The sequence below is a fragment of the Streptomyces sp. NPDC047002 genome, from assembly GCF_040704505.1.
GTDB lineage: Bacteria > Actinomycetota > Actinomycetes > Streptomycetales > Streptomycetaceae > Streptomyces.
Genome location: NZ_JBEYWC010000025.1, coordinates 1 through 21,203, shown reverse-complemented (window position 1 = coordinate 21,203; position 21,203 = coordinate 1). Strand labels below are relative to the sequence as shown.

Annotated in this window: 19 protein-coding genes; 6 read left to right on the top strand and 13 right to left on the bottom strand. The window is 75.2% G+C overall.

The window, feature by feature from the left end:
* Nucleotides 1-5: 5 nt before the first annotated feature.
* On the bottom strand, nucleotides 6-554 hold the full coding sequence (locus AB0910_RS22070; RefSeq protein WP_366746321.1) for a DUF1707 and FHA domain-containing protein: 549 nt from the start codon (nucleotides 552-554) through the stop codon (nucleotides 6-8).
* 161 nt (nucleotides 555-715) lie between these two features.
* Here AB0910_RS22070 and treZ point away from each other — a divergent pair, with 161 nt between their 5' ends.
* Nucleotides 716-2,464: a malto-oligosyltrehalose trehalohydrolase gene (gene treZ / locus AB0910_RS22065; protein WP_366746320.1), complete on the top strand. Its 1,749-nt coding sequence runs from the start codon at nucleotides 716-718 to the stop codon at nucleotides 2,462-2,464.
* A 57-nt stretch (nucleotides 2,465-2,521) separates the two neighbouring features.
* Here treZ and AB0910_RS22060 read toward each other — a convergent pair whose 3' ends face one another.
* The 3 genes from AB0910_RS22060 to AB0910_RS22050 form a co-directional block, all read right to left on the bottom strand.
* Nucleotides 2,522-3,655: an aminopeptidase P family protein gene (locus AB0910_RS22060; RefSeq protein WP_366746319.1), complete on the bottom strand. Its 1,134-nt coding sequence runs from the start codon at nucleotides 3,653-3,655 to the stop codon at nucleotides 2,522-2,524.
* Between the two features lie 160 nt (nucleotides 3,656-3,815).
* Nucleotides 3,816-4,775 (bottom strand): hypothetical protein, encoded by a 960-nt coding sequence (locus tag AB0910_RS22055; protein WP_366746318.1) that lies wholly within the window; start codon nucleotides 4,773-4,775, stop codon nucleotides 3,816-3,818.
* A 144-nt stretch (nucleotides 4,776-4,919) separates the two neighbouring features.
* Complete coding sequence (locus AB0910_RS22050; RefSeq protein WP_366746317.1) at nucleotides 4,920-5,651, bottom strand: nucleoside/nucleotide kinase family protein; 732 nt, start codon at nucleotides 5,649-5,651, stop codon at nucleotides 4,920-4,922.
* A gap of 216 nt (nucleotides 5,652-5,867) precedes the next feature.
* On the opposite strand from AB0910_RS22050, the gene AB0910_RS22045 reads away from it, so the two are divergent.
* Nucleotides 5,868-8,378, top strand: coding sequence for a GTPase-associated protein 1-related protein (locus AB0910_RS22045; protein WP_366746316.1), 2,511 nt, complete (start codon nucleotides 5,868-5,870; stop codon nucleotides 8,376-8,378).
* Nucleotides 8,379-8,462: 84 nt separating this feature from the next.
* Here the strand turns inward: AB0910_RS22045 and msrB are convergent, their stop codons facing one another.
* The 4 genes from msrB to AB0910_RS22025 all read right to left on the bottom strand — a co-directional run bounded on the left by msrB (nucleotide 8,463) and on the right by AB0910_RS22025 (nucleotide 11,849).
* Nucleotides 8,463-8,888, bottom strand: coding sequence for a peptide-methionine (R)-S-oxide reductase MsrB (gene msrB / locus AB0910_RS22040; protein WP_366746315.1), 426 nt, complete (start codon nucleotides 8,886-8,888; stop codon nucleotides 8,463-8,465).
* Nucleotides 8,885-10,312 carry a UDP-N-acetylmuramate--L-alanine ligase gene (murC, locus tag AB0910_RS22035; protein WP_366746314.1) on the bottom strand — a complete coding sequence of 476 codons (1,428 nt, stop codon included), beginning with the start codon at nucleotides 10,310-10,312 and terminating at the stop codon, nucleotides 8,885-8,887. The genes msrB and murC overlap by 4 nt, the downstream gene beginning before the upstream one ends.
* A gap of 63 nt (nucleotides 10,313-10,375) precedes the next feature.
* Nucleotides 10,376-10,828, bottom strand: a complete 453-nt coding sequence (locus AB0910_RS22030; RefSeq protein WP_366746382.1) for an indole-3-glycerol phosphate synthase — start codon at nucleotides 10,826-10,828, stop codon at nucleotides 10,376-10,378.
* A gap of 193 nt (nucleotides 10,829-11,021) precedes the next feature.
* The gene (locus tag AB0910_RS22025; RefSeq protein WP_366746313.1) at nucleotides 11,022-11,849 is read right to left on the bottom strand and encodes a pyrimidine reductase family protein; all 828 of its coding nucleotides are present in this window, start codon (nucleotides 11,847-11,849) and stop codon (nucleotides 11,022-11,024) included.
* Between AB0910_RS22025 and zapE the strand changes: the two genes are divergently transcribed.
* From zapE to AB0910_RS22010, 3 genes are all read left to right on the top strand, one after another.
* Nucleotides 11,848-12,981, top strand: coding sequence for a cell division protein ZapE (gene zapE / locus AB0910_RS22020; protein WP_366746312.1), 1,134 nt, complete (start codon nucleotides 11,848-11,850; stop codon nucleotides 12,979-12,981). The genes AB0910_RS22025 and zapE overlap by 2 nt on opposite strands.
* 72 nt (nucleotides 12,982-13,053) lie before the next feature.
* Complete coding sequence (locus AB0910_RS22015) at nucleotides 13,054-13,479, top strand: OsmC family protein (protein ID WP_366746311.1); 426 nt, start codon at nucleotides 13,054-13,056, stop codon at nucleotides 13,477-13,479.
* 100 nt (nucleotides 13,480-13,579) lie between these two features.
* Nucleotides 13,580-14,464, top strand: coding sequence for a PPK2 family polyphosphate kinase (locus tag AB0910_RS22010; protein ID WP_366746310.1), 885 nt, complete (start codon nucleotides 13,580-13,582; stop codon nucleotides 14,462-14,464).
* Between the two features lie 27 nt (nucleotides 14,465-14,491).
* On the opposite strand, the gene AB0910_RS22005 is transcribed toward AB0910_RS22010, so the two are convergent.
* Together AB0910_RS22005 and AB0910_RS22000 are read right to left on the bottom strand one after the other, a co-directional pair.
* Nucleotides 14,492-14,635, bottom strand: a complete 144-nt coding sequence (locus AB0910_RS22005) for a hypothetical protein (RefSeq protein ID WP_366746309.1) — start codon at nucleotides 14,633-14,635, stop codon at nucleotides 14,492-14,494.
* Between the two features lie 31 nt (nucleotides 14,636-14,666).
* Nucleotides 14,667-15,344 (bottom strand): AIM24 family protein, encoded by a 678-nt coding sequence (locus AB0910_RS22000; protein ID WP_366746308.1) that lies wholly within the window; start codon nucleotides 15,342-15,344, stop codon nucleotides 14,667-14,669.
* 60 nt (nucleotides 15,345-15,404) lie between these two features.
* Between AB0910_RS22000 and AB0910_RS21995 the strand changes: the two genes are divergently transcribed.
* Complete coding sequence (locus tag AB0910_RS21995; RefSeq protein ID WP_366746307.1) at nucleotides 15,405-16,124, top strand: peptidyl-tRNA hydrolase; 720 nt, start codon at nucleotides 15,405-15,407, stop codon at nucleotides 16,122-16,124.
* Between the two features lie 93 nt (nucleotides 16,125-16,217).
* Here AB0910_RS21995 and AB0910_RS21990 read toward each other — a convergent pair whose 3' ends face one another.
* The 3 genes from AB0910_RS21990 to AB0910_RS21980 all read right to left on the bottom strand — a co-directional run bounded on the left by AB0910_RS21990 (nucleotide 16,218) and on the right by AB0910_RS21980 (nucleotide 21,100).
* Nucleotides 16,218-18,347 (bottom strand): 3-hydroxyacyl-CoA dehydrogenase NAD-binding domain-containing protein, encoded by a 2,130-nt coding sequence (locus AB0910_RS21990; RefSeq protein ID WP_366746306.1) that lies wholly within the window; start codon nucleotides 18,345-18,347, stop codon nucleotides 16,218-16,220.
* Nucleotides 18,344-19,564 (bottom strand): acetyl-CoA C-acyltransferase, encoded by a 1,221-nt coding sequence (locus AB0910_RS21985; RefSeq protein ID WP_366746305.1) that lies wholly within the window; start codon nucleotides 19,562-19,564, stop codon nucleotides 18,344-18,346. Before AB0910_RS21985 ends, AB0910_RS21990 begins: the two co-directional genes overlap by 4 nt.
* Before the next feature lie 240 nt (nucleotides 19,565-19,804).
* A complete protein-coding gene (locus tag AB0910_RS21980; protein WP_366746304.1) occupies nucleotides 19,805-21,100 on the bottom strand; it encodes a ribonuclease D in 1,296 nt (431 codons plus the stop codon).
* Nucleotides 21,101-21,203 lie beyond the last annotated feature (103 nt).

Here is a 21,203-nt window from a genome sequence, read left to right as displayed (position 1 = left end):
CGCGGTCAGCGGATGGCGAGGCGGAAGGCCATCCGTCCGAAGGAGACGCGGTCGCCGTCGCCGACGGCCGCCGCGCCCACGACACGGCGGCCGTTGACGGTCGTGCCGTTGGTCGAGCCGAGGTCGCGCAGCACCCACACGCCGTCCCGCGCCGTCAGTTCGGCGTGGTGCCTGGAGACCGTGTCGTGGGTGAGGCGCAGCCCGTTGGCGGGGTCGCGGCCGATCCGCAGCGGGTACGGCGAGGGCTGCGGCAGCAGCAGCTTCGGCAACCGCTCCGCCTGCCACGCCGTGCGGAGCCTGAGCGAGAAGGCCGAGAGGCGGCCGACCGCGCCGAACACCCGCCGCGACAGGCGGCCCTCGTCCTCCAGATCGGCCGTCAGGAGTTTCAGCTCGTCGGCGCGGCGCGCCGAGAGCACGAGGTCCATGCGGCGCAGGAAGGTGTCCTGGGACAGCCGTCCGGCCGCCACGCCCTCCCGCAGCACCGTGAGGACGCGGTCGCGCTCGGCGTCGGAGGGCCGCGCCGGGTGTACGGGCCTTTCGAAGGAGGACGTCACACACCGGATTGTCCAGCCGGCGGGCCGCGGGTGTCCAGACGGTGCCCGCCGAGGGGCGGGCACGGGAACCCCGGCCCCGCCCGGCGCGCTGCACCCGCAGGGAGCGGTGCGGCTTGCCACCATGGAGGTACGTGATGGGAACGGCGGGACGAGGGGGATTCGTGCGGTTCGAGGTGTGGGCGCCGCAGGCGGCGGACGAGGTCGTGCTGCGGCTCGACGGCGGGGACGTGCCGATGCGGCGCGACCCGGCGAGGGACGGCTGGTGGGCGGCCGAGGCGCCGGCGGGCGACGGCAGCAGGTACGGGTTCGCGCTGGACGGCGGGCCCGTCCTGCCCGACCCGCGCTCGCGCCGCCAGCCGGACGGCCCGGAAGGGCTGAGCGCGGTGGTCGGCCCCCGGGCGTACGAGCGGCGGGTGCCCTGGGCGGGCAGGCCGCTGCCAGGCGCGGTGCTGTACGAGCTCCACGTGGGCACGTACACCAGGGACGGCACCCTGGACGCGGCGGCGGAGCATCTGGCCGAGCTGGCGGAACTCGGCATCAGTCACGTCGAGTTGATGCCGCTGTGCCCCTTCCCCGGCACCCATGGCTGGGGGTACGAGGGGGTGTCGCTGTGGGCGGTGCACGAGCCCTACGGCGGGCCGGCGGCGCTGGCGCGCTTCGTGGACGCGGCGCACGCGCAGGGGCTCGGCGTGGTGCTCGACGTGGTGCACAACCACCTGGGCCCCTCGGGCAACCATCTGCCCGCGTTCGGCCCGTACTTCACCGACACGCACCACACGCCGTGGGGCGCCGCGGTGAACCTGGACGCGCCGGGCTCCGACGAGGTGCGGGAGTTCCTGCTGGGCAGCGCGCTCGGCTGGCTGCGGGACTTCGGGCTCGACGGGCTGCGGCTCGACGCGGTGCACGCGCTCGCCGACACGCGGGCGCTGACGTTCTTGGAGGAGCTGTCGTCGCGGGTGGACTCGCTGGCGGCCGAGACGGGCAGGCCGCTGTTCCTGATCGCCGAGTCGGACCTGTGCGACCCGCGCACGACGGCGCCGCGCCCGGCGGGCGGCCTCGGCCTGCACGCCCAGTGGAACGACGACTTCCACCACGCGCTGCACACGGCGCTGACCGGCGAGTCCCAGGGCTACTACGCGGACTTCGCGCGGGCGCCGCTCGCCGCGCTCGCGAAGACGCTCAGCCGGGTGTTCTTCCACGACGGCACGTACTCCACGTTCCGCGGCAGGACGCACGGCAGGCCCGTGGACCGCGCGCGCACCCCCGCGCACCGCTTCCTCGGCTACGCCCAGACGCACGACCAGATCGGCAACCGCGCACAGGGCGACCGGCTTTCGGCGACGCTCTCCCCCGGTCTGCTGGCCTGCGCCGCCGCGCTGGTGCTGACGGGGCCGCACACACCGATGCTGTTCATGGGCGAGGAGTGGGGGGCGGGCACGCCCTGGCAGTTCTTCACCGACCACCGGGACCCCCAGCTCGCCGAGGCCGTACGCACCGGCAGGCGGCGGGAGTTCGCGGCGCACGGCTGGGCGGCCGAGGACATCCCCGACCCGCAGGACCCGGCGACGCGCGACCGCTCCTGCCTCGACCGGGCGGAGCGGGGGCGCGAGCCGCACGCGCGGCTGCTCGCCTGGCACCGCGAGCTGATCGCGCTGCGCGCGGCCGAGCCCGACCTGACGGATCCGGACCTGACCGCGCTGAGCGTCGCCTTCGACGAGGCGGAGCGCTGGCTCGCCTTCCGCAGGGGCGACGTCGAGGTGGCGGTGAACCTGTCCGACACGCCGCGCGCCGTCCCCCTGGGCGGCGGTCCGCACACGGTCCTGGCCTCCTGGTCGCCCGTCGACCCGCCGGGCGACGACGGCGTGCTGCACCTCCCGGCAGCCTGCGCCGCGGTCCTGCGCGGCGCCTGAGCGGGGAGCCGGGCCCCGGCGGCGGCGCGCCGGGGCCCGGGCCGCGCTCGGCGGCGGCTACTCGACGAGCGCCAGCTCCCTCGGGGTGTTGTTGAGGCGGCGGCCGCCGGTCGCGGTGACCGCCACGATGTCCTCGATCCGCACCCCGAACCGCCCCGGCAGGTAGATCCCCGGCTCCACGGAGAAGCACATGCCCGGCACGAGCGGGCGCTCCTCCCCCTCGATCATGTACGGGGGTTCGTGGGTGGTGACGCCGATGCCGTGCCCGGTGCGGTGGATGAAGTACGGGCCGTACCCCGCGTCCTCGATGACCGCGCGCGCCGCCCGGTCCACGTCCTGGCAGGCGGCGCCCGGCCGCACGGCGGCGAACCCGGCCTCCTGCGCGGCGCGCACGGTGTCGTGGACGCGCCGCTCCTCGGGCGTGGGCTCGCCGACGTGCACGGTGCGGGTGGTGTCGGAGCCGTAGCCGTCCTTGAGGCCGCCGAAGTCGAGCACCACCATGTCGCCCTCGGCGACGACGCGTTCGCCCGCCTCGTGGTGCGGGTCGGCCCCGTTGGGCCCCGAGCCGACGACGGTGAAGTCGACCTGCGCGTGGCCGTGCGCGCGCAGCAGCGCCGCGAGGTCGGCGGCGATCTCCGACTCCCTGCGCCCGGCGAAGCGCACCCGCAGGATCTCCTCGTAGGCGGCGTCGGCCGCGGCGCCCGCCGCGGCGAGCCGCGCCAGCTCGCGGTCGTCCTTGACGGCGCGCAGCATCGGCAGGACGTCGGACAGGCCGCGGTAGGCGGTGCGCGGCAGCGCGCGCTGGAGCGCGAGCAGGTGCAGCGACCAGGCGTTGTCGCTGATGCCGAAGACGCCCTCGGCGTCGAGCAGCGCGGCGGCCGCCGCGTAGGGGTCCTCCGCGTCGGTCCACGGGCGCAGGGTGAGGGCCGCGGCGCCCGGCGCCCGCGCGGCGTCCCCCGCTTCCAGTGCGGGCACCACGAGGTGCGGCGCGCCGTGCGCGGGGACGACGAGCAGCGTCAGGCGCTCGGTCTGCGCGGTGGGCCGGTAGCCGGTGAGGTGGGCCAGGTCGGGTCCCGGCGCGACGAGCACGCCGGCGAGCCCGGCCCCGCCGGCGTGGGCGGCGGCCCGTGCGATGCGGGCGCGGTAGTCGTCGGCGGTGAAGGGCGCGGGCGCGGCTGCGGTGGAGGACATCCCCTCATGGTGCGGCTCCGCCCGCCGCGGCGCGAGTACGGGGTCATGCGCCCGCCCCACCGGGCCGACGTCCGCCACGAAGTGGCCGGGGTCGGGCGAGAGCGCGCCGACGCGGCTGAAGGCGCGCCCCCAGAACCGGCACGGGAGACGGCGGCCGGAATCAGCTCTCGGACGGGCCCCTCGCGACCAGGCGCTCCAGCAGCTCCTGGAAGTCCTCGCCCACCACGACCCGCAGCCCGCCGCCGTCCTCGTCGCGCTCACTGAGCTGCGTGATGGTGCCGCCGCGCCACCAGTAGACATAGGGGCTGATCGCGCCGGGCGTCTCCTCGTACCCCGACGCCGCGAACATCGCCATGCCCGTGAGCGACGGGATCACGCTCGCGTCCCTGATCACGTGGAAGGCGAGCTGGTGCCGGAACGGCAGCGCCACCAGCGCCCCGTCCTCGGTCAGCCGCTGCCCGGTCGTCTGCCGGATCAGCGTCTCCAGGGCCAGCACCCGGCTCGCCGTGTAGAACGAGTCGCCGACGACGACCTCGAAGCGCATGCCCTGGTCGTCCTCGACCGTCTCGCGGCCCTCGACCGGCAGCTCCCTGAGGTTGTCGAGGGCGCGCCTGCGCAGCTGCTCGGTCTCGCCGAGCCGCCCGAGCGCCTCGTCGGTCAGCATCATCACGGACTCGGGCAGGTCGAGCGCGAGCAGCTCGTAGAGCCCCGGCGCGACCGAGCGCGCGTAGCCGAAGTTCTCCGGGTCGAGGCCCTCGCCGTTGATCACGCGCGGGTAGAGCTGCGCCCTGATCTGCGCGGGCGCCAGCGTGTCGAGCGCCGAGGGGCCGTCGACCGTGCGCAGCACCATGGCCGCGTGCCGCCTGGCAAGATCGCCCCAGGCCCGCTGCCCCCGGTCGTCGTTGTGGCAGACCGCCGCGAGGTTGCCGAGGCCGAACTGCCGGCCGGCGTCGTCCACGACCGCGGACTCGTAGAGCGCCACTTCGAGGCCGTGCTCGGCGAACGCCTCCCTGACCTGCGCCCTGAAGTACGCGGCCTCGTCCACGGAGAAGAACGGGAAGGCCGGGTCGCGAGGGGTGTCGCGGGGGTCACGCCGTGGTCCTCGCCCGAACAGCCGCACGCCCTCTCGCCTCCGTCCATGCCGTCGTCCGCCGCAGCGCCGTGTCGTGCATCCGCGCCCTTCCGCCTGTGTGCCGCGGGCCCCTGCGCCGCGTCGCGGGCGGCGGCCCCGTACCGGCCGGAGCCGTACCCCTGTCCTTCGATGCTATGCCCAGTCCTCCTGGCCGCCGGAAACCTTTTCCCCATCGGTATCCGCGCCGCCCCGCGCCCCCGGGACCGGGTCGCCCGCCACCACCAGGTCCGCCCGGCCCCTGCCGGCCTCGACCAGCCGGGCGTTGGCCTCGTCGGACCGCGCCACCCAGCGCTCGGCGGCGGCGCGGTCCCTGCCGTGGCGCACATGGCGCTCGATCAGCCGGGCCACGCGCAGCGCCGGGTCGGGGGCGAGGAACCACACCTCGTCGAGGAGGGGGCGCACCGGCACCCACGCCGCGTCGTCGTGCAGCAGGTAGTTGCCCTCGGTGATGACAAGCCGCACCGCCGCGGGCACGGCGACGCTGCCGACGATCGCTTCCTCGAGCGACCGGTCGAACGCCGGCGCGTACACCACCTCGCCCGCCCGGGGCGCGCGCAGCCGGGCGAGCAGCGCCGCGTACCCGGCCGCGTCGAAGGTGTCGGGGGCGCCCTTGCGGTCCGCCCTGCCGAGCCGCACCAGCTCGGCCTGCGCCAGGTGGAAGCCGTCCATGGGCACGAGCGCCGCAGCGCCGGGCCCCCCGGTCTCCACGAGCCGCTCCACGAGGCGCAGCGCGAGGGTCGACTTCCCCGCGCCCGGCGGCCCCGCGATGCCGAGCAGCGCGCGGCCGCCCGCCGGGGCGAGGCCGCGGGCCCTGGCGACGAGAGCGTCGAAGCGGTGCGCGTGCCCTTCCGGGATCGATTCCATACCGGCGATTCTGGCCGACGGGCCGCGTACTGCCGTGCCGCGGGGCCCTGTTCGACTCCGCGCACCGCCATCTGAAAAGCTTTCCGCGAGGACCCGCTCCCCTGCGCCCGGCAACCGTGCCGCGCGCCCGGCCGGGCCGCCGCGCGAGCGCGGCGGCGGCAGGGTCCGCACCCCCCGACAGGGCACGAAGGCACGAAGGCACGAAGGGTCCCGGGTATGAGCCTGGCGCAGCTGCACTACACCTCGGCCCCCGAGGGCGGCTCGGACGCGCCCGGGGCGCGGTTCACCGCCGTGTCGCCCGGGCTGCCGCAGGGCCTGCTCAAGGAGGCGGAGCCACTCCTCGGCTACGAGCCGCCCCGGGACGCTCCCCCGCACCCGTCGACCGCCGAACTGGCCGCGCTCCCGAGGACCTTGAGCCACACCCTGCTGTCGGACGGCAGCCGTCTGCTGGCCCGCGCGGTGTGCACGGGCGTGGACCACAGCGGGCGCTGGTGCGCCTTCCACACCCATGCCGTGGTCGTCCCGCCTGGCGCAGGGCTGCCGGGCGGCACGCTGCCGTTCGCCGCCTGGGAGGACCCGCAGTGGGCCGGTACGGCTCCCGCGGACGGGCGGATCGCGCCGCTCGACGCGCTCGGCGCCCCGCCCGCCGCCGCAGGACCGCTGGGCACCAGCGCGCTGACGGCGTTCGCAACGACCCGCTCGGCGCGGCTCGCGCCGTTCCTCGCCGCGGTGCGCGAGGTGTGCGAGGGGTGGCACGCGCACGGCGGCGGCGCGGCGGCCAGGCTCTCCCGGGTGTTCCTGGTCGAGCGGGACAGCACGGACGTGGCGCGCTGGCTCGCACTGGCCTCGGCCGCGCTGCCGCCCGGGTACGCGGCGCGGCTGACGTTCACCACGTACACCAGGCGGCCGGGCTCGGCGCCGCAGCAGGTCGTCGGGGTGCGGCCGGAGGACGTGGCGGCGCTCGCGGGCCGCAGACGGCCCGAGGCGGACGGCTATGTGGTGCTCGGCGGGCAGCCGGGCGCCGACGAGCGCGCGCCTCAGGACACGGGGCGCGCGGACCCCACCGACACGCTCCGCACCTGGGCGGCGGCGGCCGCCCGGGTCTGGCTCGCCGGGGCGCCCGGCGTCTTCGAGGCGGCGGACGCGCTGCCCGACGGCAGGCTCTCGGCGGGCGCCCTGGCCTGCGCGGCGCTCGCCGGCGGCGTGGGACTCGACGCGGACGGCCGCGCGGAGGCCGCGGCCTGGGCCAGGCTGCACGCGCGCGCCCTCGACCCCGCGCTGCTCGAACGGGTGGTGGCCGCGCTGTGCGCCGCGGACGGCCCGCGCACGGCCACCGAGGCGGGCGCCCTGGCCAGGCTGCTCGGCGCGCTCGGCATGACGGCGGATTCCGCGACGACGGCGCCGCTCGGCGCGCTGGTGCTGACGCTCGCCGTGCGGACGCCGTCGGCGGTGCCCGAGCTGCCGGTGGCGCGGCTGGCCGGGCTGCCCGCCGCGCTCAGGCAGCGGCTCGCCGACGACCTCGCCGAGGAGCTGCGGGCGGGCGTGGCGGGCGGCGGCGCCGACGGTGTGGCGGGCACGCCGACGCTGCTGCGGGTGGCAGGGGTGCTCGGCGTGGACTGCGCGGACCTGGTCCCCGGCGTGGCGGCGAAGCTCGCGGGCGCGCTGCTCGCGGGCCCCGGGCACGCCTGGGGCCCGGCGGTCGAGGCCGTCCTGGAGGAGCAGTTCGAACTGCGGACCGAGCTGCTGAGCTCGCTGGACGCCAAGGCGGCCGAGGACCCCGCGGCGGCCGCGCGGCTGACCGCCGCGGTGCCGCTCGCGCTGACCGGGGTGCAGGCGCTGCCGCACCTGCGGATGTGCGCGGGCGCGCCCTGGCCGCCTGGCCCCGGGGACGGCCGGGTCGGCGCGCTGCACGCGGCGCTGCGCGCCTCGGGCGTGTCGCCGCTGGCCGAGCCGCTGGTGCTGCGCACAGCGGTGCGCCTGGTGTGGGGCGACGAGCTGCCGGGGGCCGGTGAGGCGCGCCGGATGCTGGACGGCACCGGCTCGGACGCGCACCGGGTCGCGGGGACCTGGCGGGTGCTGGTGCGGGCCGCGCTCGAAGCGCCGGCCGACGACGAGGAGGCGCCCGCGCTCGCGCCCGAGCTGCTGCGGTGCTTCCCCGACGCCATCGGCCCCGGGCCGCGCTCCGCGCTGGCCCTGCTGGAGTTCGCGGGCGCGCTCGCGGCCGGCCGCGCGCCGGCGCCGTGGGTGGAGCGCGCGCTGTCGCTGCGCGAAGCGGCGCTGCGGCACGGTCCGGTGCCGCCCGCGGTGCTCGACCGGCTCGCCTCGGCCCTCGCGTACGGCCTGCTCTCCGAGGACCGGCCGGACGGCGAGCTGTACGCGTTGGTCCACGGCGGCGACCCCGGGCTGCTCGCCGCCTACGCGGCCGCCGCGCGCGGCGAGCGGGTCGGCGAGCGGCTGCGGTCCGTGCCCGCGTACGCGGCGGACTGCTTCGCCGCCTGGACGTCGCTGCCCGGCGCGACCCGGGCGTGGGACGAGACGCGGACCGCGCTGCTCGACAAGGTGGCACGGCCCGCCGTGCGGGCGCTGCCCGCGCAGGGCCTCGCGGAGGTGGAGCGCCGCCTTGAGGCGGCGGGCGCGCACCGCGCCGAGGAGTTCAGGGCCTGGCAGCGCGAGTCGGCGCTCAGCCGCTTCGGGCGCCGGCTCGGCGGGCTCGGCCGCAGGTCCTGACCGGATGGTGCGCCGCATGGCGGCGGGCCGCCCCGCGCTGCGGGACGGCCCGTGTCGGCCGCTGCGGGCGGGCCCGCGGCGGCGTCAGCTCTGCGCGGGGTCGAGCCGCAGCGAGACGCTGTTGATGCAGTAGCGCAGGTCCGTCGGGGTCGGGTAGCCCTCGCCCTTGAACACGTGCCCCAGGTGCGAGCCGCAGGACGCGCACCGCACCTCGGTGCGGACCATGCCGTACGAGCGGTCCTCGATCAGCTCGACGGCGTCGCTGTCCTTCGGGTCGAAGAACGACGGCCAGCCGCAGTGGGAGGCGAACTTCGTGTCGGAGCGGAACAGCTCGGCCCCGCAGCCGCGGCAGGAGTAGACGCCCTCGGTCTCGGTGTCGGTGTACTCGCCGGTGAAGGCGGGCTCGGTGGCCGCCTCGCGCAGCACCGCGTACTCCTTGTCCGAGAGCTCGGCACGCCACTGCTCATCCGGCTTGACGACGTCGTACGCCTTCTTGATTCCAGGTGTCACGCGGTCTCCCTCCGATCGTTGAGGCGGGCGAGGACCAGCGGGCCGAGGTCCGTGACGTCTCCCGCGCCCATGGTGAGAACGAGATCGCCGGGCTCCGACATTCCCGCCATGAGCTCCGGCGCTGCCGCCTTGTCGTGTACGGCCGTGGCCTGCGCCCCCGCCGCCCGTGCCGCGTCGACGACCAGCTCGCTCGTGACCCCGGGCAGCGGGTCCTCGCGTGCCGGGTAGATGTCGAGGACGGCGGAGGCGTCGGCGAGCGCGAGCGCCCGGCCCATCTCGCTGCCGAGCTCCTGGGTGCGGGAGAACAGGTGGGGCTGGAAGACCACGAGGAGCCGGCCGTCCGCGGGCAGCGCGGCGCGCATCGCCTCCAGGTCGGCCGCCATCTCCGTGGGGTGGTGGGCGTAGGAGTCGACGACGCGCACCCCGCCCGCCTCGCCCTTGAGCTGGAGGCGGCGGCCCACGCCGGTGTACGCGCCGAGCGCCTCGGCGAGCTCGGCCGCGGGGATGCCGAGCGCGACGCCCGCGACCAGCGCCGCGACCGCGTTGGTGGCGTAGTGGCGGCCGGGCACGGAGATCCGGAAGGCCAGCTCGGCGCCGTCGAGCAGGACGGTGACGCGGCTGGTCAGGCCGTCGGGCTCGATGGCGAGGACGCGCACGTCCGCGTCCTCGGCGAGCCCGTAGGTGACGATGCGCGGCGCGCCGGCGCCGCTGTCGCGCCGCACCCGCCGGGTCAGCTCCACGGCGCCCGCCTGGTCGGCGGAGACGACGAGGGTGCCGCCGGGGACGATCTTGGCGGCGAACTTCTGGAACGACTCGTGGATCTCGTCCATCGACGCGTAGTTCGCGTGGTGGTCGAGTTCGACGTTGAGGACGATGGCGACCTCGGGGTCGTACTTCTGGAAGCTGCGGTCGCTCTCGTCCGCCTCGGCGACGAAGATCTCGCCGTCGCCGTGGCCGGCGTTGGTGCCGGGGCCCGCGAGGTCGCCGCCGATCGCGTACGACGGGTCGAGGCCGAGCCGGCCGAGCGCGACAGCCAGCATCGAGGTGGTGGTGGTCTTGCCGTGGGTGCCCGCGACGGCCAGGCCGCGCCCGCCCGCCATCAGCGAGGCGAGCGCGTCCGACCGGTGCACGACGGGCACCGCGAGCTCGGCGGCCCGTGCCAGCTCGGGGTTGTCCGCGCGGATCGCGCTGGAGACGACGACGCAGGTGGCGTCGTCCGCGAGGTGCCCGGCGTCGTGCCCGACGTGCACGGTCGCGCCGAGCGCGCGCAGGGCGTCGGCGGTGGCCGACTCCCTGGCGTCGCTGCCGGCCACCTTGGCACCGCGCTGGGCGAGGATCTTCGCGATCCCCGACATGCCCGCGCCGCCGATGCCGATGAAGTGCGGCCGTTCCATGGCGGCCGGGATGCCGGGAGCGGGTGCCATACGTGTCTCCAGTAGGGGGTCGCGCGAGGGCCTGCCGCGGCGGGCCGTGGGTCGCGCCTCACCCTATTCGCTGTGCGCGAAGAGTTTCAGCACCGGGACGCCGACCTGGTGGCGCGCCCGGGAGGCCCAGTCGCGGTGGAAGAACTCCTCGACGTAGTGCGGCTCGGTCAGCACGACCACCTCGTCGGCCGCCGCCACGTCCACGACGGCCTTGAGCCGGTCGAGCGGGTGCGCCTCGACCACCTCTCCTGTCGCCTCGGAGCCGGTCTCGCGCAGGGCGGTCAGCGTGCGGGCGAGCGCGACCTCCGCGGGGTGTCTCGCCTCGCCGCCCTCGGGCTCCTCGCCCTCCTGCGCCGCCTCGCGCAGTTCCCCGTAGGCCACGTCGTCGATGGCGCGCAGCAGTACGTCTGCCTGGTCCCCGCGCGGCTGCATGAGCACCACGAAGGAGACCTTCTGGTCGCCGTGGAGGGTCGTCACGAACTCCACGTCCTGGGGCGTCAGGGCCTTCTCGATCATCAGTACGCTCGTGAACACGACAGGCGCCCTTCCGTCCGTCCTGGCGGGCCGCGACCGCGGCCCACCGCTGAAACCATCCTTCCCCGCCGTCGCGGCGGGGTGGCCTCTAGTCTGCCCAGCCGGAGCTAAGCGGAACGTGATATTCCGTTACTTGGCCCGGCACGCGGCCTCGAAAATCCGTTCCGCGGTTCCCCTACCCCTGATCGCGGGAGATCCACGGGGCGCCCGTCCGCGCGTACCTGCAGAACAGGAAGCCGTCGTCGGACAGCAGCGAGACCGGCTCGAACCTGGCGGGCAGGTCGAGGCCGGGACCGGCGGCGATGCGTTGCGCGCCACCCGCCACCAGCAGTGGCGCCACCGTCAGGCACAGCTCGTCGAGCACCCCGGCCGCCACGAACTGGCCGAGCAGCCTGGGCCCGCCCTCGGTCAGCAGCCGCGTCAGGCCGCGCGCGGCCAGCTCCCGCACGGCGCGCGCCGGGTCCACGCCCCTCCCCTCGCCCGCGACCACCACCTCGGCACCCGCCGCCTCGGCGGCCCGCACCCGCTCCCCGGGTGCCGCCGCGCCCGTCAGCACCAGCGTCGGCACCAGGGGCGCGGTGAACAGCGGCAGCGAGAAGTCCAGGTCGAGCCCGGCCGTGACCACGGCGACGGCCGCCGCGGGGCCCTGCCCGGCCGCGGCGCGGCGCGCCGCGAACGCCTCCCGCGCCCTGACCGGCCTGTACCCCTCCTGCCGCACGGTCTCGGCACCCACGACCACCGCGTCGGCCAGCGCCCTCAGCACCCCGAAGACCCGCATGTCGGCGGCGGACGAGAGCGTGTGCGAGCGCCCCTCGTGCTGCGCGGCGCCGTCCAGCGTCGTGACCATGTTCCCGCGCAGCCAGGCCCGTCCCGCCTCCCGCCCGGGGTAGGCGTAGGCCTCGGCCAGCTCGTCGAGCGTCCACTCCCGGTCGCCGCCGGGCGGCCGCACCCCCCGCTCCCGGTCCTCGGATGTCTGATCGGTCACAGGGAACAGGCGTCGCATGCGCAGCAGTCTGGTCAAACTCCTAGAGTTGAGCAACGTGACCTCCTCCTCCGCCGCCTCCGGTGCCCCCGCAACCGAGGCTGCCCCGCTCTCCCTGTGCGCCCGCTCCCCGCACGTGCCCGCCGACCGGCTGGTCGCCGAGCTGGTGCCGCCGCCGCGCTTCGACTCCGTACGGTTCGACACGTACGTGCCCGACCCCGGGCAGCCGAGCCAGGCCGCGGCCGTGGAGGTGCTGCGCGGCTTCGCCGCCGGGCTCGGCGGCGACGGTGCGGGCGCGGGCGGCAGGCGGCGCTGGTTCGGCCGCGGGAGGGACGCGGCGCCCGCGGGCCCGCGCGGCGTCTACCTCGACGGCGGGTACGGCGTCGGCAAGACCCACCTGCTGGCCTCGCTGTGGCACGCGACGCCCGCGGAGCCGGCCCGCAAGGCGTTCGGCACGTTCGTGGAGCTGACCAACCTGGTGGGCGCGCTCGGCTTCCAGCAGACCGTGCGGACGCTCAGCGGCCACCGGCTGCTGTGCATCGACGAGTTCGAGCTGGACGACCCCGGCGACACGGTCCTCGTCTCCACCCTGCTCGCGCGCCTCGTCGAGGCGGGCGTGGCGCTCGCCGCCACCTCCAACACGCTGCCGGGCAGGCTCGGCGAGGGCAGGTTCGCCTCCGCGGACTTCCTGCGCGAGATCCAGGGCCTGTCCGCGCACTTCAGGCCGGTGCGCATCGACGGCGAAGACTACCGCCACCGCGGCCTGCCCAAGGCGCCGGAGCCGTGGACGCCCGAGCAGGTCACGGCCGCAGCCCGGCGCACCGACGGGGCGAGCCTCGACGCCTTCCCCGACCTCCTCGACCACCTCGCGAGCGTCCACCCGAGCCGCTACGGGGCGCTGACGGACGGGCTGCGCGCCGTCTGCCTGACCGGGGTCGGCCCGGTGCCCGACCAGTCGAAGGCGCTGCGCCTCGTGGTGCTCGCCGACCGGCTCTACGACCGGGAGATACCGGTCGTCGCCTCGGGCGTGCCCTTCGACCGGCTGTTCGGCGAGGAGATGCTGGCAGGCGGCTACCGCAAGAAGTACTTCCGTGCGATCTCCCGGCTCACGGCCCTGGCCAGGGAAGCCGGGGAGCTGATCACCGGACGGTAGCGGACACCGGGTAGGTTCTGAAGCCGTACGTAACCGTCCGGAGCCGTACGCAACCAGAGAAAGGGTTCCACCATGGCCACCACGCGCCAGGCACACACCGTCTGGGAGGGCAACCTCCTCCAGGGTGCCGGCACCGTCACGTTCGACTCCTCCGGCATCGGCGAGCAGGCGGTGTCCTGGCCGTCGCGCGCCGAGGCGGCGAACGGCAGGACCAGCCCCGAGGAGCTGATCGCGGCCGCCCACTCCAGCTGCTTCTCCATGGCGCTGTCCAACGGCCTCGACAAGGCGGGCACGCCGCCGACCCGGCTCACCACACAGGCCGAGGTCACCTTCCAGCCCGGCACCGGCATCACCGGCATCCACCTCACGGTGCAGGGCGAGGTCCCCGGCCTCGACGAGGCGGGCTTCGTGAAGGCCGCCGAGGACGCCAAGGCGAACTGCCCGGTGAGCCAGGCGCTCTCCGGCACCACGATCACGCTGAGCGCGTCGCTCGCCTGAGCCCCGCGCCCGAAGCGGGAGGGCCCGGCGCGCGGCTCGCGCGCCCGGCCCTCCCGTCGCATCCTCGATGCAGGCCGGGTACCGGGAGGAAGGACGCGCCATGGGCGGGAAGCACAAGGGCGGCAAGGACGGCGGTGCCCGCGCGCCGCGGCTCTCGGACCTGCTGCGGCTGCCGCCGGGCGAGGCGGTCGACCTCGCCGCCCACGACCCGCGTGCGACGCCCGGCGGGCCCCGGGGCAAGGCCGCGGGCCGGGCGGCGACCGCGGCGCTCGCCGAGCCGCTCGGCAGCCTCCAGGAGCGGCTGTACGCGGCGAGCACGGCGGGCGGCATCCGGCGGGTGCTGCTGGTGCTCCAGGGCATGGACACCAGCGGCAAGGACGGCACCGTCAAGCATGTGATCGGCCTCTTCAACCCGGCGGGCTGCCGGATCAGGTCCTTCAAGGAGCCGACCCGCGAGGAGCTGAGCCACTCCTTCCTCTGGCGCATCAGGCGCGCCCTGCCGCAGCCGGGCGAGATCGGGATCTTCAACAGGTCCCACTACGAGGACGTGCTGGTGGCCCGGGTGCACGACCTGGTGGGCCACCGGGAGATCCGCCGCAGGTACGGGCAGATCAACCGGTTCGAGCGGTCCCTCGCCGACCACGGCACGACCGTGGTCAAGGTCTTCCTGCACATCAGCCGCGCGGAGCAGCAGGAGCGCCTGCTGGCCAGGCTCGACACCCCGGAGAAGCACTGGAAGTTCAGCGAGGGCGACCTCGCCGACCGGGCGCTGTGGCCGGAGTTCCACCGGGCCTACGAGACGGCGCTGACCCGCTGCGGCACCGAGGCGGCACCCTGGTACCTGGTCCCGGCCGACCGCAAGTGGTACCGGGACTGGGCGGTCTCCACGCTGCTGCGCGAGCACCTCGAAGCACTCGACCCGCGCTGTCCGCGGGCCGGCTTCGACGTGGCGGCGGCGCGGGAGAGGCTGCTCGCGCTCGGCTGACGCGCGCCTCGGCTCGGACCCCGCGGGTCAGCCCGAGCAGGCCGACCGCTGGCCCTCCTGCCACTCGCAGACCGGACAGAGCGTGGCGCCGCGCGTCGTCTCCGGGTACTCGGTCGGCTCCCCGCACTGCACGCAGTCCGCGTACACCGCGGCGCCCTTCGTCTCGTCCATGCGCCCAGGGTACGTCCGGGGGCAGGCCCCCTCAGTGGGCGCCGCTCTGCGCGGGGGTGGCCTCGCTCGGCCTGATGATCACGAAGCCGTCGCCCTGGAGCATCAGCTGCACGGCCTCCCCAGAACCGCCGGTGATCATGGATCCGAAGGACTGCGAGCGGTGCAGGGACGTGGCCAGCTGGGCGCTCCAGCCGACGACCGCGTCGGTGTCGACGTAGACCGGCTGCTGCGCGGAGACCGGGATCACGATCGGGTCGCCCTCGCAGATCACCGCGAGCTTCCCGTAGCCGGTGAAGAGGCTGTTGAAGAGGCCGCCGCCCGTCATGCCCGCGCCCTTGACCATCTTGATCTCGTAGCTGAGGGTCGGGTCGAAGCAGAGGACGTTGCGGCCGTTTATCGTCAGCGCGTCGCCCTGCTCGATCTCCACGATGAAGCAGTTGGCCGCCTCGTGCGCGAACCACGCCTCGCCCTGGCCCCTGACGGCCATGAGCGGCAGGCCCTCACCGGTCAGGGCCCGCTTGAGCAGCCCGCCGACGCCCTGGCCCTTCCGCTCGAACTGGAGGTTGCCGCGGAAGGCGACCATGGCCCCCTGCCGTGCGTGCATCTCGCCGTTGACGACGTACCGGACCGATTTGGCGTTCTGGAGCGTCATGCCGGGCGCGGTGGCCGGCTGGACGAGGTGCTCGGTGGCGAAGAGGTCGCTTTTCATGGAGGCATACTCACCCGGAGGCATTGATTCCGCCAAGAAAGCACCTGCGAGAATCGACGGGTGACCACTGACCCGAACACCGAGCCCGGCGGGGAGACAGATCCGCGGGACGCGGCGCCCCAGTTCGTGCTGCCGCTGGTGCTGCGCATCGAGCGCGCGGCACCGCCCTCGCGCACCGACGCCCTGGAGACCGCGGCGCGCGCCGTCCTCACGCTCCTGTCCGACGACCGCTCGCTCGGCGAGGGCGAGTGGGCCGCCGCCGTGCGCGACTGGCAGGACGCCCGCATCCGCAAGGTGGTCCGCAGGGCGCGCGGCGCGGAGTGGCGCAGGGCCGGGGCGCTGCCCGGCATCACCGTGACCGGCACGCGGACCGCCGACCCCGCCGAGGTCCGCGTCTTCCCGCCGGTCCCGCTCGACGGCTGGCCGAAGGACCTGGCGCGGCTCCAGGTCTCCGGCACCGAACTCGCCGAGCCCGAGCCCCCCGCGCCGCCCGCGCCGTCCGTCCCGGTCCTCTGGCTCAACCCGCATCTGGAGATGTCGGCGGGCAAGGCGTGCGCCCAGGCGGGCCACGGCGCCCAACTCGCCTGGTGGGGCCTGCGGGAAGCGGAGCGCAAGGCCTGGCGCGAGGCGGGCTTCCCGCTGGCCGCGCGGGTGGCGACGCCCGCCGCCTGGCGCTCGCTGCCGGCCGCCGGCCTCCCGGTCGTCCAGGACGCGGGCTTCACCGAGATCGCCCCGGGCAGCGCGACGGTGGTCGCCGACCACCCGGCGCTGCGCGCCTGAGCCCCGGCCGGGCGCCGGGCCCCGCCGGAGACGCGGCGGCCGCCGCGTGCGCGGTGCACGCGGCGGCCGGCCGCAGGCGCGGGGGCCCGTCCCCTACGCGGGGACGCTCGCCACGCCGGGCGCCAGGAAGCGGCGGCCGTTGACGCGCTCCGAGACGCCCTCCCGGTCCAGGTACGGCGTGATGCCGCCCAGGTGGAAGGGCCAGCCCGCGCCGGTGATCAGGCACAGGTCGATGTCCTGCGCCTCCGCGACGACGCCCTCGTCGAGCATGAGCCCGACCTCCTGCGCGACCGCGTCCAGCACGCGCGCCCGCACCTGGTCCTCCGTCAGGGCCGTGTCGCCCTGCGTCATCAGGGCCAGGATCTCCGGGTCGAGCTCCGGCTTCCCCGAGTCGTACGTGTAGAAGCCGCGCTTGCCCGCCTCGACGACCGCGCGCAGGTTCCCCGACACGGTGAAGCGCTCGGGGAAGGCGGAGTGCAGCGTCTCGGAGACGTGCAGCCCGATGGCCGGGCCCACGAGTTCGAGCAGCACCAGCGGGGACATCGGCAGGCCGAGCGGCTCGACGGCGCGCTCGGCGACCTCCACCGGGGTGCCCTCGTCGATGGTGTTCTGGATCTCGCCCATGAAGCGGGTGAGGATGCGGTTGACGACGAACGCCGGGGCGTCCTTCACCAGCACCGCCGTCTTGCGCAGCTTCTTCGCCACGGCGAACGCGGTCGCGAGCGACGCGTCGTCGGTCGCCGCGCCGCGTACGACCTCGAGCAGCGGCAGCACGGCGACCGGGTTGAAGAAGTGGAAGCCGACGACCCGCTCGGGGTGGGCGAGCTTGGATGCCATCTCGCCGACCGACAGGGACGAGGTGTTGGTCGCGAGGATCGCGGTCTCCGGCACGACGGCCTCGACCTCGGCGAACACCTGCTGCTTGACGCCCATCTCCTCGAACACGGCCTCGATGACGAAGTCCGCGTCGGCGAACCCCTCGGCCTTGTCGAGCACGCCGGTGACCAGGCCCTTGAGCCGGTTCGCGGTGTCCTGGTCGATCCTGCCCTTGCCGAGGAGCTTGTCGACCTCGGCGTGGACGTAGCCGACGCCCTTGTCGATGCGCTCCTGGTCGATGTCGGTGAGGACCACGGGCACCTGGAGGCGGCGCACGAACAACAGCGCGAGCTGCGAGGCCATCAGGCCCGCGCCGACCACGCCGACCTTGTTGACGGGCCGTGCGAGGTTCTTGTCCGGCGCGCCGACCGGCCGCTTCGCGCGGCCCTGCACCAGGTTGAAGGCGTAGATGCCGGAGCGCAGTTCGCCACCCATCACGAGGTCGGCGAGCGCCTCGGTCTCGGCCTCGAACCCGGCGCGCAGGTCGCCGTCCTTGGCCCGGGCGATGATATCGAGGGCCCGGTAGGCGGCGGGCGCCGCGCCGTGCACCTTGGAGTCCGCGACGGCCCTGCCCCACTCGACGGCCTGGTCCCACGCCTCGCCGCGGTCGATCTCCGGGCGCCGCACCTCCAGTTCGCCCTTGAGGACGGCGGCGGTCCAGGTGAGCGACTGCTCCAGGAAGTCCGCGGCCTCGAACAGCGCGTCCGCGATGCCGAGTTCCAGCACCTGGGCGCCCTTGAGCTGCCGGTTCTGGTTGAGCGCGTTCTCGATGACGACGTTGACCGCGGGACCCGCGCCGATCAGGTTCGGCAGCAGCACGCAGCCGCCCCAGCCGGGCACAAGGCCGAGGAAGACCTCGGGGAAGGAGAACGCGGCGATGGAGGCGGAGACCGTGCGGTACTGGCAGTGCAGGCCGATCTCGACGCCGCCGCCCATGGCCGCGCCGTTGTAGTACGCGAAGGTCGGCACGGCGAGCGAGCCGAGCCGCGCGAACACGTCGTGGCCCGCCCGTCCGACGGCCGCGGCCTCCTCGCGGCTGGAGAGCAGCCCGACGCCCTTGAGGTCGGCGCCGACGGCGAACACGAACGGCTTGCCCGTGACGCCGACACCGACGATCGTGCCCTCCGCCGCCTCCTTCTCGACCTGGTCGATCGCCGCGTCGATACGGGCGAGCGACTGCGGCCCGAAGCTGGTGGGCTTCGTGTGGTCGAAGCCGTTGTCCAGGGTGATCAGCGCGAAGCGCCCGGCGCCCGCCGGCAGGTCGAGGTGGCGTACGTGCGCCTCGGTGACGACCTCGTCGGGGAAGACCTCGGCCGCGCCCTTCAGCAGTTCGGCGATGTCGCTCACTTGCTGCCTCCGTCGAAGTGCGGGTTCTCCCAGATGACCGTGGCGCCCATGCCGAAGCCGACGCACATCGTCGTCAGGCCGTAGCGTACGTGCGGGTGCTCCTCGAACTGCCGGGCCAGCTGCGTCATCAGCCGGACGCCGGAGGAGGCGAGGGGGTGGCCGAAGGCGATGGCGCCGCCGTACTGGTTGACGCGCTCGTCGTCGTCGGCGATGCCGTAGTGGTCGAGGAACGCGAGGACCTGCACGGCGAAGGCCTCGTTGATCTCGAAGAGGCCGATGTCGGAGATGGCCAGGCCCGCCTTGGCGAGGGCCTTCTCGGTCGCCGGGATCGGCCCGTACCCCATGACCTCGGGCTCGACGCCGGCGAAGGCGTAGGAGACGAGGCGCATCTTCACCGGGAGGCCCTGCTCGCGCGCGAAGTCCTCGGCGGCGATCAGGGAGGCGGTGGCGCCGTCGTTGAGGCCGGCCGCGTTGCCCGCGGTGACGCGCCCGTGCGGGCGGAAGGGGGTCTTGAGCCCGGCGAGCATCTCCAGCGTGGTGCCGGGGCGCATCGGCTCGTCGGCCGTGGCGAGGCCCCAGCCGGTCTCGCCGCCCTCGGGCGAGGTGCGGCGCACCGAGATCGGCACCAGGTCCTGCTGGATCCTGCCGTTGGCGTACGCCTTGGCCGCCTTCTCCTGGGAGCGCACGGCGTACTCGTCGCTGCGCGCCTTCGTCAGGTGCGGGAAGCGGTCGTGCAGGTTTTCTGCGGTCATGCCCATGAAGAGGGCAGACTCGTCGACGAGCTTCTCGGAGACGAACCGCGGGTTGGGGTCGACGCCCTCGCCCATCGGGTGCCTGCCCATGTGCTCGACGCCGCCGGCGACGACGACGTCGTACGCACCGAAGGCGATGGAGCCCGCGGTGGTGGTGACGGCGGTGAGCGCCCCCGCGCACATGCGGTCGATGGCGTAGCCGGGCACGGAGGTCGGCAGGCCCGCGAGGATGGCCGCGGTGCGGCCGATGGTCAGGCCCTGGTCGCCGATCTGGGTGGTGGCGGCGACGGCGACCTCGTCGATACGGGCGGGGTCGAGGTCCGGGTTGCGCCGCAGCAGCTCCCGGATGGACTTCACGACGAGATCGTCGGCGCGGGTCTCGTGGTAGATGCCCTTCGGGCCCGCCTTGCCGAACGGGGTGCGGACGCCGTCGACGAAGACGACGTCCCTGACGGTACGAGGCACGATGGCTCTCCTCCAGGGTGCGGGGTGGCACGACTGCGACGCGCGCAGTGGCACGCCGCCGCTCATGCTACTCGCGAGTAATTAACCTGCCCACCCCCATCATGGCGAGCGTCGAACCTCACATCCGCGACCGGCGGGCCCGGCCGGTGCACCGCGCCCGGCACGGCCGCGGAAAGACCGCTGCCGCGGCTTCGCCGGGCGGCGCGGGGCACCGGGCAGAGCCGCGGCGTGCGGGGCGGCTCAGTCCGCCGCCACCGCCTCGACCAGCAGCGGCGTCACCAGCTCCACCTGCCAGGGCCGCGCACCGTACCCGCGCAGGGCCTCGGCCACCGCGTCGGCGGTGGCGGGCGCCGGCGGCTCCCAGCACAGCCGGCGCACGGTGTCCGGCGTGATCAGGTTCTCCTGCGGCAGGTGCAGCTCATCCGCGAGGGCCGTCACCGCGGCCCGCGCGGCCGAGAGCCGCGCCGCGGCCTGCGGGTCCTTGTCGGCCCAGGAGCGCGGCGGAGGCGGGCCCTGGAGGGCCTGGCCCGGCTGCGGCAGCTCGCGCTCGGACAGGGCGCGGGCGCGGTCCACGGCCGCCTGCCACTGTTCGAGCTGGCGCTTGCCCGTGCGGTGCCCGAAGCCGGGCAGCGCGCCGAGCGCGTGCACATTGGGCGGGAGCGCGAGCGCCGCCTCCACGATCGCGGCGTCGCCGAGCACCTTGCCGGGGGAGACGTCGCGGCGCTGCGCGATACGGTCGCGGGCCGTCCACAGCTCGCGCACGACCGCCATCTGCCGGCGTCTGCGCACCTTGTGCATGCCGGAGGTACGGCGCCAGGGGTCCTTGCGCGGCGGGGCGGGCGGCGCGGTGGCGATGGCGTGGAACTCCTGGAGGGCCCAGTCGAGCTTGCCCTGCCGGTCCAGCTCCTTCTCCAGCGCGTCCCGCAGGTCGACGAGGAGCTCCACGTCGAGCGCCGCGTACCGCAGCCAGGGCTCGGGCAGCGGGCGGGTCGACCAGTCGACGGCGGAGTGCCCCTTCTCCAGGGCGTAGCCGAGCACGGTCTCGACCATGGCGCCGAGCCCGACGCGGGGGTAGCCGGCGAGCCGGCCCGCCAGCTCGGTGTCGAACAGCCGGGCGGGGCGCATGCCTATCTCCCGCAGGCACGGCAGGTCCTGGGTGGCGGCGTGCAGGATCCACTCGGCGTCGCCGATCGCCTTGTCGAGCGCGGTGAGGTCGGGGCAGCCGACCGGGTCGATCAGCGCCGTGCCCGCGCCCGCGCGCCGCAGCTGGACCAGGTAGGCGCGCTGCCCGTAGCGGTAGCCGGAGGCGCGCTCCGCGTCGACGGCGACCGGGCCGCTGCCCGCGGCGAACGCGGCCACGACCTCGGCGAGCGCCTCCTCGTCCGCCACGACGGGCGGGATGCCCTCACGCGGTTCGAGCAAGGGGATCGGCGCCGGGGTGACACCGTCCGGGGGCTGCGACTCCCACGGTTCTCGCCGCGGGTCCCCCATGGTGCGCAGGTCCGGGTCTGCTGCGGTCTCTTGGGCGTCGGTCACCTGTCAAGGGTATCCGTGAAACAGAGCCGCCCGCCGACGGAACGCCGCCGGCTCCCACCGGTGCGCCCGCTTCGAGCCCCGCCCCTGCGCACGCGGCGCGGCT